The 14,677-nt window shown below is 46.7% G+C and carries 2 protein-coding genes; both read right to left on the minus strand.

What is annotated here, in order from left to right; all coding sequences use genetic code 11:
• Positions 1-206: 206 nt before the first annotated feature.
• Positions 207-7,889 carry an Ig-like domain-containing protein gene (locus AC23N5_RS05610; RefSeq protein ID WP_487754799.1) on the minus strand — a complete coding sequence of 2,561 codons (7,683 nt, stop codon included), beginning with the start codon at positions 7,887-7,889 and terminating at the stop codon, positions 207-209.
• 739 nt (positions 7,890-8,628) lie between these two features.
• Entirely contained in the window at positions 8,629-14,586 is a 5,958-nt protein-coding gene (locus tag AC23N5_RS05615; RefSeq protein ID WP_487754800.1) for an Ig-like domain-containing protein, read from the minus strand.
• Positions 14,587-14,677 lie beyond the last annotated feature (91 nt).

The following is a 14,677-nucleotide window of genomic DNA, read 5'->3' on the forward strand; positions in this document are numbered from 1 at the left end:
AAAATAAACACAAACGGAATTATATTCTGTTGAAAATTCTAAAAACGCCCACAAAAGGGTTAAAACAGGGTTAAATGGGCCTTAAAACGGAATTAAAACCAAATTTTATTTTACAATAACATATTAAAATAATACAATTTCTCAAATCAACCCAATAAAAAAGCCGTTTCGAGTGAAACGGCTTTTTTACTTATAGCCTACTTTTTTTACAGCTTCTTACCCGCCTTCTTGGTCTGCTTAATCGTGAACGGAATACACAAATCAACTGGGCAGCAGTTCGTACCAGCTTCGATGATGACTGGACAACAGCCTTCCGCTGGGCACGTCTGGTTCGTGGCTGTGAAAGTGTAACTTCCCAAATCTGTCAACAACACCGAGTTACCACTCGCTACTGGCGTTGTACCGCCATTCTTGAACCATTGGACATTGGTGTATCTCGCAGGAATGTTCACCTCCACTATTTCCCCTGGGCATAGTTTCACTGGCACCGTAAAACACGCACGGTCGATGTCGTCTTCAGTATCATCGTGGTTACAAGGCGTTGAATCCACATCTTTCTCGTTGGTCGTGCAAATCTCCGCCGTATTGAAGTGTATGCCTTCTTGCGTTACTTTGATTTGATAAGTCAACGTCACTGTGTCGCCATTGGCTGATATACTACCAATATTCCACTTTATTACATTGCCGCTGATACTCGCACTGCCACGACTCGCCACAAAACTGCCGCTCACAAACTGTACGGTCGTCGCGATGCTATCCGTCACCGAGACTCCCGTTGCATTCGTCGCTGATTCGTTCCACACTTTGATGGTATAGGTCAACACATCGCCAATCTGAGCAATTTTCTTACTAATCGACTTAGACAAAGCTAAATCCACTTCTTTCGTGCAATCTTGCGCATTAATCGTCGCAGGGACGCGGCTTGTGCTCACTGCCGTTGGGCACGTTGGGTCGGTACTACGTGCTTGCGCGTAGAAAACCGTATTCGCCGTCACTGTGCCACCTGGTTTGTAATTTAAACCTGTGAACAACACCGTGCCACCCGTTTGTTGACTGAACCATTCTACCGTTGCCAGTCCTACCACCGTCGCTTTCAACGTTGGGAACGTATCGCCGATACAAGCCGTCAAACTTGGCGTCAACAACTGTGGTATGGCTGGGTTACAGTTACAATTCACGCCCGCAATGATGGTGTCTGACTTACAAATTGCGCTCAAACTGTCGGTAATAATCACATTCTGACCCGATGGAATGCCCGATACCGTGTAAGGGTTCGTACCACTCAACGTGCCTTTATTCACTTTCACAATACCCAATTTGTTGGCCACCGTGAAGGTGAAACTGTAGGTTTGGGCATCGTTTGAACATACAGGCGCCGCTGAACTAATCGACGATTTGATACAAGGTTGTTGACAAACTGGGACAATCACTTTCACCGTATCCTGACAACCATTCGCTGAGTAAACAAAATCAAATGATTTACCTTGTGCCGTGGCGTTGGTGATACTCACCAAACCTGAACTGTTCACCGTCGCGCCCGTTGGGTTACCCGTCAAAGCTGACCACGTCCCTCCCGTCGGCGTCGCCGACAATTGTACGCTCGCTGGAACATTTCCATTTGAACATACCAACGTAGTATCTTTACTCGCACTTGGTTTTGGATTCACCGTCACCACCACATTCGCCGTGTCTTTACAACCTGCCGCGTTTTGGGCGACCAAGACGTAGGTCGTTGTGCCCGTTGGCTTCACCGCACTTGGCGTTGCTACTGCTGTGCCACCCGCCGTGCCTACCGTCCACACTGGACTCAAGTACGTATTGTAATTCGTAATCTTCGTTGTCAAATCCACTGACTCGCCTGCACAAATCGTGGCAGAACCGTCGGCAATTGTTGGCTTGGCCAACACCACTACTTGTGCCGTATCCGTACATGTTTGGCCACCACTTGTCACCGAATAGACAAACTTATACGTACCCACTGCATTCAAACCGCTGATGTTACCACTCGCATCTATCGTCGCTGCGCTTGGGTTCGCTGGGCTGCCGATTGGTGCCCACGTGCCTCCTGCTGTCACTGCCGTCAATTTAGCCGTTTTCGTTGGTTGGCATACATTCGCCGCATCAGCACCTGCGTTTGGTTTCACACAACCCGCACATGGCGCTACTGTCACCGCTACCGTGTCCTTACAACCTGCTGTTGTCGTGTAAATGAACTGGTACGTGCCTGTCACCGTCATACCTGTTACGTTGTTACCCGTAATCGTCGCCGTCGTTGGCGTTGTACCCAGTTGTGACCAACTGCCGCCCGATGGACTTGGTACTAAGGTGTAGCTCGTCGCTAAGGTATTTGTCGCAGCATTCACGCAGACTAGCGTCGTGTCTTTACCCGCACTTGGCTTTGGATTAACCGTCACAACAACATTCGCCGTGTCTTTACAGCCTGCGGCGTTTTGAGCAACCAAGACGTAAGTCGTTGTGCCCGTTGGTTTGACAGAACTTGGCGTTGCTACTGCTGTGCCACTTGCCGTACTGACTGTCCACACTGGACTCAAGTATGTGTTGTAATTGGTAATCTTCGACGCCAAATCCACTGACTCACCTGCACAAATCGTCGCAGAACCATCAGCAATCACTGGCTTGGCAAGTACAATCACTTGCGCCGTGTCAGTACATGTTTGACCGCCACTTGTTACAGAATACACAAATTTATAAGTGCCAGCCGCATTCAAGCCACTCACGTTACCACTGGCGTCTATCGTCGCGGCGCTTGGGTTGGCGGGGCTAACTATTGGTGCCCACGTGCCGCCTGTCGTCACTGCCGTCAGTTTCGCCGTACTCGTTGGTTGGCATACATTCGCCGCATCGGCACCTGCATTCGGCTTCACACAACCTGCGCATGGTGCTACCGTTACCGCGACCGTGTCCTTACAACCTGCCGTTGTCGTATAAATAAATTGATACGTACCTGCTACACTCATGCCTGTCACGTTGTTACCCGTAATCGTCGCCGTCGTTGGCGTTGTGCCTAGTTGCGCCCATGTGCCTCCCGCTGGACTTGGTACTAAAGTGTAACTTGTCGCCAAAGTATTATTCGCTGCATTCACACAGGCTAACGTCGTATCTTTGCCTGCATTTGGTTTTGGGTTAACCGTTACTACTACGTTCGCCGTGTCTTTACAACCAACTCCATTTTGAGCAACCAATACATAGGTCGTTGTGCCCGTTGGCTTCACTGAAGTTGGCGTTGCTACTACCGTGCCACCCGCTGTACCGACTGTCCACACTTGGCCTTGGTAACTGTTATAATTGGTAATCTTTGTAATTAAATCCACTGATTCTCCTGCACAAATCGTCGCAGAACCATCAGCAATTACTGGCTTGGCATTCACTACTAATTGTACATAAGCTGTATCAGCACACGCCACATCGCCCGTCGTATTTACTACCACTGCGTAGTATTTCGTTCCAGCCATCGTCAACGCTGCGCCACTCGGCGTAAACGTCGCGCTCGTCGCACCGCTCACCGCTGTGCCCAAACTGCTCGTCGTGTCTGCCAATGGCCCGTACCATTTGTATTGCACGCCCGTACTTGGTGTCGCCGTGTAAGCCGTTGCGGCGCTGCCTGCACATATCGTTTGTGTTTTCGACGTAGCTGCTGCCACGGGTTTGGTACACAAAATACATTCAAACGTATAAGTCACTTTCGCACTCGCATACGCTCGTGTACGCTGAATGTAGATTAAATTACCGCCACCGCCTGTCAACGCAAGACCAGATAACGTACTCACTTCTAATGGTACATTTCCCGTCCCAATAAAGGGTGCCAACGCCAACGCTGTGTTGTAGGTAAAGGTCCCACTTGCCGAATCTGCTATCATCGGATTTAGGTACATATCATCATCGTCAGTCGCATCTCCCGTCGCGTTCGTTACCCAGCGGGCATCTGTGCGAGGGTCTTTGAAAACCGTCAAATAATCACTCACCCACGATTCCATTCGACCCAAAGTCGTGGGCGTGGGCGTGGGTGATGGAATGCTATCGCCCGCCCAGCTGCCCGTCGCGGGTACTAAAACTCCCCCTGGCAACGTCGTTTGAGGAATCGCCATCTCCAATGTATTCGTCGCAATATCCGTCGAGTTCAACGTAAGCGTCGCCTCCGAACTTGCTTTGGCATTGAACGACTGCGATTGCGCGGCCCTGTTCTCAAACACAAATGCCGTTTTGCCTCCTACAGTGTATTCCAATTTCACCGATTGTAAAACTCGCGTGCCGCCTTGTTCATCAAACTTTGGTATCATAATCGGCAAGGAATTTAGTTCGGTTATATCCATTTGCGTCGCGTATTGATAAACCACCGTGCTTGGCGTTCCTTGTACGCAAGTTACCGCGCACGTTCCTGGGTCGGTCACAACTACTGTCGTCGAGCAGCCCGTTACATTGTCCGTAATTGTCAGAGTTACGTTGCCTTTGCCTGCGCTACCCGCTGGCGTGCGCAATGGAGTATTCAATCCGCAGTTCACCGAAGTTGCTGCGCTGCCGTTTGACAATGTTATGGCCAATGGATTCCCGCCTTGCGTGGCCGTTACCGTAAATTTATTCAGACTCATCGGTTCGGTGGACACATGAATACTGAACGTCATGTAATCGTCGGTGCCACTCTCAGGCGTGCCGTTGGCGTGGCAAAGTGCCGTCACCGCTGGTACCGTGATTTTGCTCACATCTAACTGAACAAAGGCCGTGTCTGCACACGCCACATCGCCCGTGGTGTTCGCCACTACTGCATAATATTTTGACCCCGCAGTACTTAATGCTGCGCCACTTGGCGTAAAGGTCGCACTCGTTGCGCCGCTGATGGCCGTACCCAAACTGCTCGAAGTATTCGTCAGTGGCCCATACCATTTGTACTGCACACCCGTGCTTGGCGTAGCTGTGAAGGCCGTCGCCGTACCACCTACGCAAATCGTTTGTTTTTGTGGGGTGGCTGAAGCTACGGGTTTTACACATGCTGTTGAACAATAAATATAAGTGACTGTTATTTCGGCACTCGCTGACGTTTTAATAATTGAATTTAGGTTTCCTGAACCACTCACCAACGATGCCCCTGTTGCACGTGCAATGAACTGAGCATTACCCGTTCCCGTAAATTTCGCCAAATCGGTTGAGCTACTGTAAAGCCAACATTTGGTATTGTCCGAATAAACTGGCGAAAAATAGGTCATATCATCATCATCGGTCAAATCCCCTGTTTGGTTCGTCACCCAAGTTGATGATAAAGTAGGATCCACCAAGTTGTTCAAATCATTATTTACAGCTGCCGACATCGCTAACAAAGTCGATGGGGGCGAGACAACCGTATTATCGCCCGGCCATGTACCCACAGCAGGAACCAACACGGCACTAGTCACATTTTTGGGGTAGTTGGTTGCCGTAAACGAATTTGTCTCAAAATTTACCCCGTCTAATTTGAACGTCGTCGTTCCTGTCGTTTCTATATTTACTTCAGAGGAAGCATTATCGGTACTTTCGGCCACCCCCCAGTTTACGATTGATTGATTGACCGTCAAAAGCACATTTTTTAAGGTGCGCGTTCCTCCCATTGTATCAAATTTGGGAAGAGTAAGCGTATCACTCCAGTTGGTGCGCTTGAGCGGCACCGTAAATTTGTACTCTGACTTCCCTGCCACTTCTGCACCTGTGCAAGCATTGGGCAAACACATGACTGGCGCAGTATAAATCGCCGTTTGCTTACATACCCCATCACTAAACATCACTTCTACTGTATCAGCCATCCCGTCTGAGTTCAGGTCTGGAAGAGTGTAAGAAATGGGGCTCGTAAATGGTGGTAAAAAATCTTGGTAGCCTTTTCCTGGAATTCGTACGCGTAAAAGCCCCGTTGAAGGTGGAGCCGTAAAGGTAACTTGCCCACTTACGCTAAATTTATTGGTAGCAGGTGTACAGCTTGAGGCATTGGCAGTAATTGCTAGGCTTCTCACATCCAACTGAACAAAGGCCGTGTCCGCACAAGTCACATCGCCCGTCGTATTCACCACTACCGCATAATATTTTGACCCCGCAGTACTTAATGCTGCGCCACTTGGTGTAAAGGTCGCATTGGTTGCGCCGCTGATGGCCGTACCCAAACTACCCGAAGTACTCGTCAGTGGCCCATACCATTTGTATTGGACACCCGTGCTTGGACTAGCCGTAAAAACTGAGGCAGTACCGCCTACGCAAATGGCTTGTTTTTGTGGACTCACCACTGCGCTAGGTTGCGAACAAGCCGCCGCCTGCAAACACACTTGGTCAAACTTAAACGCCATGTTATCGCCAGTGTACGTTCCTTGGGTATAAAAGGTCACGCGCACATAAGCAGTACCTGCAGGTGCGGTTCCTGTTAGCGTATATTTGCCCAAAGTGAACGGTGCTACATCCACATCTGTATCTACCTGTACCGTCTGACCACCTGATAATAAGGTATTGGAGGCGTTAAAAAACTGGAGGCGGATTTGACTATCCTGACCTGGATCATGCGTTCCCCCATATACATTTAAGGTAAATGAAGTCCCTGCTGTTGTATTAACATTTTGATACACCGACGCATAATAAGCATCTGCATTGGCACTGCGGATATACCCATACCAGCTGCCACAAACAGCGTAAGGATTATCGTTTGAGAATAAAATTGTTCCTCCTGGGTCATTCGTCGCTTGCGCCCACGCCGACAAATCTGACCCCTCAAAACTTGGGGTCGTAATCAAGTTATTACTACAATTACAATCCACCGCTGTACACGTCACTGCCGCCACCGTAATCGTCGTATCTTTATAACAATTATCAGAGCCGTTGTACAACCTTAATATATACGTACCTCCCGTATTGGGTATCAGAGTTTTGACATCTTTATTGGCCGCATAGGCCGTCGCTGAGGCATACACAGGGCCATTATAAGTGGCAGCGCCTGCGGTACTAATGCCACATTTGTCGGTATTGGTAGCCGAAATAAGGGTGATTTTACCGTTATTATTCGCCGTTGAGCCTGTACAGGTTGGAGCCGTTTTTGTCAGTTGAATACCAGAAGGGGTAATGCAAGCAACACTACAGCCTGTACAAATGCTGATGTCATCTATGGCGATTCCTTTTGTTACACCCGTTGCAGGCTCTCCATAAACACTAAAATAGACAGGGTCTAACGTCCCGTCGCTTGTTGGTGTAACATTAATACAAACCGTTTGCCAATTCAACGTTTTCCAGTCTAGCACTTGTCCAGTCGCGCCCGTATAAGGATTACCATTAATATCTTTAGGAGCAGAGGGGGCTGGCAAATTCCAGCCAACAGAATAACCATACTGATTATTTGACACCACATATCCTCCTGCGGTATAAGTTGGGTTCCATCCCGCTGCTACTGGGTCTAGTTCTATCAAAGCCGTTGTTCCTGCATTAAGATTAGCGGGGTCAAAAGCTGCTACTTTATAACAGATAGAATAACAAACACCTTTAACAAACTGGTAGTGATCGACGTTTGTTTGGATACATTTATTGGTATTGCCCGCAGCTGGTGTATTAAACCAAATCAGGTAGTTTCCATTAATGGAGCCTTTTCCACCATTGCTTGAAGCGTCTATCCAATAACTAATATCAGGCCCTTCATCCGTCCCAATATCCGTTACCCCAAACCCGTTGTTTCTATCGTTCAAGGTTGCGTTGCTTCCAGCGATTGTTTTCGCAATGTTAGACACCCCATTTTCAAAACTATAGTTTGTAATTTGATTGGTAGGACAAACCTGCGTTTGCGATCGAAGTGGAGTAATGATAGTTAAACACGCCAATAAACACAGCATCCAGTATCTATTGACGAGGGGGTCAATCAGGGATACATTTTTTTTCATTGAGGTAAGTTTTGGTTTATATAATTTCTCAAGTAACAGTACAGCTAAGGGCTTAAACAACGACTTAATATGACATACTAAAACACAATTATTAAAATAAGCCCAAAGACGTTCCAAAAAATACAATTATCATACCAATACTTAAAAAAAGAACCCAAATATGCACAAATTCATAAAATACAGTTATAATATTGTATATAAAAGTAAAATATCGCACCCCAACCCCTCTGCTCAACATCCGTGCCACGTTCTAGCAATCTATCTTCTTCAATTAGCAAATAGTTTTCAAAAATGCCTTTATAAGCACCTTAAAGGCCAAAATCTGTATCTAGCCACTCTTTCGCAGTTTCTAAATTTACTCCAAATATATACCCAAAATTATTCACTATGGTAAGTAATATCATAGTATATTAACCATAACGAAAGACAAGATTACCAATCAGAAAATATTACATTTGTTTTTATTTTGACACGTATATATCCATTTATATTTATTAAAATAACAACATAAATGGTTTATTTTTTATAAAAACAAATAAAATATGCCCATTATATTTAAAAAACAAGAATACAAAAAACAATAAAATCCTCATTATCAAAATATTACTAACAATAATCTATTTTAAAAAAACAACACTAAAAGACATATAAATAGAAAAATAAGCACAAAAAATGGGTGCCGAATCGCTTCGACACCCATAGATATGAGACATTATTTCTCAGATTATTTTACGCTAACTTACAGCTTCTTACCTGCCTTCTTGGTCTGCTTAATCGTGAACGGAATACACAAATCAACTGGACAGCAGTTCGTACCAGCTTCGATGATAACTGGACAACAGCCTTCCGCTGGGCACGTCTGGTTCGTGGCTGTGAAAGTGTAACTTCCCAAATCAGAGAACAACACCGAGTTACCACTCGCTACTGGCGTTGTGCCGCCATTCTTGAACCATTGTACGTTGGTGTATTTGACTGGAATGCTTACCTCCACTACTTCCCCTGGGCAAAGTTTCACTGGCACCGTAAAACACGCACGGTCGATGTCGTCTTCAGTATCATCGTGGTTACAAGGCGTTGAATCCACATCTTTCTCGTTGGTCGTGCAAATCTCCGCCGTATTGAAGTGGACGCCTTCTTGCGTTACTTTGATTTGGTAAGTCAACGTCACCGTGTCGCCATTGGCTGATATACTACCAATGTTCCACTTTATTACATTGCCACTTATTGTCGCACTACCACGACTCGCTACAAAACTTCCACTCACAAACTGCACCGTCGTCGCGATGCTATCCGTCACCGAGACTCCCGTTGCATTCGTCGCTGATTCGTTCCACACTTTGATGGTATAGGTCAACACATCGCCAATCTGAGCAATTTTCTTACTAATCGACTTAGACAAAGCTAAATCCACTTCTTTCGTGCAATCTTGCGCATTAATCGTCGCTGGGACGCGGCTTGTGCTCACTGCAGTTGGGCACGTTGGGTCGGTACTACGTGCTTGCGCATAGAACACCGTATTCGCAGATACTGTACCACTTGGTTTGAAACTCAAGCCTGTTGCTAATACCGTTCCGCCAGTTTGTTGACTGAACCATTCTACCGTTGCCAGTCCTACCACCGTCGCTTTCAACGTCGGGAACGTATCACCGATACAAACCGTCAAACTTGGCGTCAACAACTGTGGTATGGCTGGGTTACAGTTACAATTAGGAGCAACAATCATGGTATCAGCCTTACAAACTGCACTTAAACTATCCGTAATTGTCACTGGCGCCCCTGCTGGAATACCAGTGATCGTATATGGATTATTACCCGAAAGTATTCCTTTGTTAGTTTTAACAATGCCAATTTTATTATTGACCTGAATCGTCAACGAATAGGTTGAGTAATCGGCCGAACAAGCTGGCGTCCCAACCAAGCTAAATGTTGACTCTACACAAGGCACCGAACAGTTCTTAGTCGCTGTCGTCGAATCTTTGCAACCATTCAACGTAACAACCAATTTCACCGTTTGACCCGATGGAACTCCCACAACCGTGCTGCCTGTCACTGTTCCTTTATCTGATGTAACTGTTGCTCCAGACGTAGCCGTAAACGCTACATCGTACAATGTACCCGCTTGATTACAGGTCGTTGATGTCACACTAATCGTTGGCTTGGGCTTCACGGTTGCGGTGACTGTCACTCCACTGCTCTTACACGTGGCATCGCCGTCTTTTACACATGACACATAATAATTAGTGTTTGTCGTCAATACTGGCGTCGTGTAACTTACACCCGTTCCTACTTGTGTTCCCAATCCTGCATCGCTGAACCACGTCGTTGTGTAACCTGTTGTACAACCACTCGCCGTCAAGGTCGCACTCGTTCCTGTACATACTGATGCACCCGTACCCACTGGCGTTGGAGCTTGGCAGGTTGGTGAACAGTTCTTAGTCGCTGTCGTCGAATCTTTGCAACCATTCAACGTAACAACCAATTTCACCGTTTGACCCGATGGAACTCCCACAACCGTGCTGCCTGTCACTGTTCCTTTATCTGATGTAACTGTTGCTCCAGACGTAGCCGTAAACGCTACATCGTACAACGTACCCGCTTGATTGCAGGTCGTTGATGTCACACTAATCGTTGGCTTGGGCTTCACGGTTGCGGTGACTGTCACTCCACTGCTCTTACACGTGGCATCGCCGTCTTTTACACATGACACATAATAATTGGTATTGGTCGTCAATACTGGCGTCGTGTAACTTACACCCGTTCCTACTTGTGTTCCTAAGCCTGCATCGCTGAACCATGTCGTTGTGTAACCTGTTGTACAACCACTCGCCGTCAAGGTCGCACTCGTTCCTGTACATACTGATGCACCCGTACCCACTGGCGTTGGAGCTTGGCAGGTTGGTGAACAGTTCTTAGTCGCTGTCGTCGAATCTTTGCAACCATTCAACGTAACAACCAATTTCACCGTTTGACCCGATGGAACTCCTACAACCGTGCTGCCTGTCACTGTTCCTTTATCTGATGTAACTGTTGCTCCAGACGTAGCCGTAAACGCTACATCGTACAACGTACCCGCTTGATTACAGGTCGTTGATGTCACACTAATCGTTGGCTTGGGCTTCACGGTTGCGGTGACTGTCACTCCACTGCTCTTACACGTGGCATCGCCGTCTTTTACACATGACACATAATAATTGGTATTTGTCGTCAATACTGGCGTCGTGTAACTTACACCCGTTCCTACTTGTGTTCCTAAGCCTGCATCGCTGAACCATGTCGTTGTGTAACCTGTGGTACAACCACTCGCCGTCAACGTAGCACTACTACCTGAACATACTGATGCACCCGTACCCACTGGCGTTGGAGCTTGGCAGGTTGGTGAACAGTTCTTAGTCGCTGTCGTCGAATCTTTGCAACCATTCAACGTAACAACCAATTTCACCGTTTGACCCGATGGAACTCCTACAACCGTGCTGCCTGTCACTGTTCCTTTATCTGATGTAACTGTTGCTCCAGACGTAGCCGTAAACGCTACATCGTACAACGTACCCGCTTGATTGCAGGTCGTTGATGTCACACTAATCGTTGGCTTGGGCTTCACGGTTGCGGTGACTGTCACTCCACTGCTCTTACACGTGGCATCGCCGTCTTTTACACATGACACATAATAATTGGTATTTGTCGTCAATACTGGCGTCGTGTAACTTACACCCGTTCCTACTTGTGTTCCTAAGCCTGCATCGCTGAACCATGTCGTTGTGTAACCTGTGGTACAACCACTCGCCGTCAAGGTCGCACTCGTTCCTGTACATACTGATGCACCCGTACCCACTGGCGTTGGAGCTTGGCAGGTGACACACGGAGAATAACGAACAACTGAATCTATTTCGCAGCCCGTCCCAAAAATTGGTGTACCATCTGCTAACTCAAGCATTCCCCATACAATAAAATCATCTGCGTCAAACGCTTGTAATATTGCAAAATCAGTACTGCTGATTGTTCCACAAACGCCTGTTTGATCACCTGTACCATCTGCAAATGGAATGCCTGGTACGTTAAAATCATTGCTATGCTTCAAACTAATCGCCCACTTGCGGCCGCCAGTTCCTGACACATCCAAACAAATTTTATGAAGACCACCTTCACAACTTGCTACGATGTTAGTAAACTTAAAGCCTGTACAGGGCGCAGGTGAACAACTTGGTACTTGAACGGTTATATTATCGGTACAACTTGTATTGTCTTTGTCACGAACAACAACGGCCATGCTTGATGCTCCGTTCCAAGTAGCATATCCTACTGTTACGGTTTTTGTTTGGCCGTATGCACCTGTTTGAATGACTGTTCCATTATAAACAGCTTCCCACAAATTGCTTGCACCTCCTGTCCCAGTTACTGTTAAATCAAACGTAAAAGAATCGTCCGTTACTTCAGGCGTATTTTGACCTGCGATACATTTGATAACTCCCAAAGTTGCATTCAAATCGCAATTGGGGGTACAAGTTTTAGAATCTGACACTGTCGAATCACAACCATTCAGAGACGCAGTAAGGCTAAACGTCTGTCCACTTGGGATACCCGTTACTTGATTTCCTGAAACAGTTCCTACGCTTGCGGTTACCGTTGCACCCGCCGTTGCTGTGAATGTTGCAGTTACCGTCGTACCACTACATGTAGTGCTCGTTATCGAAAGTGCTGGTTTTGTTTTGACCGTTGCAGTCACAGTTACACCGCTACTTTTACAAGTTGCGTCCCCAGTTTTTACACAAGACAAATAATAGTTTTTGGTAGCAGTCAAAACAGGCGTTGTGAAACTATTGCCTGTTCCTTCTTGGTTATTCAAGCCCGAATCGCTAAACCAAGTAGCTGTGTAACCTGTGGTACAGCCACTGGCCGTTAAGGTTACGGTATTGCCTGGACAAACCGAAGCGCCTGTGCCCGTTGGCGTTGGGGCTGTACATGGAATTTGGCAAGTCGGCGAAACTACTGTAATATCTTTTGTACAACCATTTAAGGTTGCCGTAATTGTCACGTCCGTTCCCGCTGGAATATTGCTTACCGTTGTGCCACTCACCGTTCCAGCATCAGCACTTATCGTTCCGTTACTGGTTACTGTTACGCTGTACGTCAATCCATTTTGAGCACAGGTTGGCGTGCCTGCTGTCAACGTTGGCAAAGGCTTTACGGTCGCTTTTACCAGCACACCTGTGCTTTTGCAAGTAGCATCTGCGTCTTTCACGCAGGATACGTAATAGTCTGTCGTAGCAGTCAAAACAGGCGTTGTGAAACTGTTACCTGTGCCTTCTTGAGTATTCAAGCCCGAATCGCTAAACCAAGTAGCCGTGTAACCTGTGGTACAACCACTGGCCGTTAAAGTCGCGGCATTGTTTGGACAAACTGAAGCGCCTGTGCCCGTTGGCGTTGGGGCTGTACATGGAATTTGGCAAGTCGGCGAAACTACTGTAATATCTTTTGTACAACCATTTAAAGTTGCCGTAATTGTCACATCTGTACCCACTGGAATATTGCTTACCGTTGTGCCACTCACCGTTCCTGCATCAGCACTTATCGTTCCGTTGCTGGTTACTGTTACGCTGTACGTCAATCCATTTTGAGCACAGGTTGGCGTGCCTGCTGTCAACGTTGGCAAAGGCTTTACGGTCGCTTTTACCAGTACGCCTGTGCTTTTGCAAGTAGCATCGCCGTCTTTTACACAGGATACGTAATAATTGGTCGTTGTTGTCAAGGCAGGCGTTTCATAACTATCACCCGTTCCAAGCTGACTGGTTAAAGTTGAATTACTAAACCAAGTTGCTGTATATCCGCTGGTACAACCTGAAGCCATCAAAATCGCCGTTTCTCCACTACAAATATTGGCATCTGTTCCCGCTGGCGTTGGGGCAGTACAAGCAGGACAAGCAGGTATCATTACAAAATAATCACCTAAACAATCGGTGATACCTTCCAACATAAACCAAAGTACAAACCCATTTTGGCCTGGATATTTCACTGTATTTACATTGTAAGGCCCCCAGTTAACTACTTGCCCGTTAGAAATCCCTCCTTCAATATGCTCCTTCCCATTTCCATTAGCATCTAATTTTCTATCTAATTCGGCAGCGTAGCCAGCAGGTATTCCTGTCACCGAAAATGTTCCAGAAACCTCATCATCGCTTTCATCGGGTGTCCCTTTGCAATCCCGTTGGACGGTTACAGTTACATACGAAGGATTCAAATTAAGTGGATCCCAAGTACACCCTGCCCCTGGTGAACAAGCTTGAGGAGGTGTAATGGTTGTAGTCGTAGAACAATTACCACTTCCTGCGGTAATGGTTACGTTTAGTACCCCTCCAGAAATGTTGTATTGATTAGTAAAGTCTTTGGCTTCCCCAATGTTTTGACCACCTACGTTTGTCCCATTGATAGAAACCGTCACATATCCTCCCGTTTCGGCAGTTGAGGAGGTAGAGTTGACTGTCAACGTAAAGCTAAACTTGTCGTCAGCGGTCGTTGTCGTTGTCATGTTGTTACAAGTAATGTTGGTTACCTCGGCAGTAAGGGTACACTGAGCATAGGTAGTTGTTGCAGTAAGGAAGCCCCCCAGCACCAGCAAGCCTAACATATTCAGGTAAAAATTTGTCAGCTTCGGTTTTCGGTCGGGCTGATTCTTGGTTTGGAGTAAGAAGGATAAATAGTTCATACTTTTTTCAATTTAAAGCACGGTAAAGTTTACTAAACAGCATGTAAACGCCTTATCAAATAGCATACCAATCTATTCGAAAAGTATATAT

Source organism: Runella sp. R5_40 (assembly GCF_057652295.1).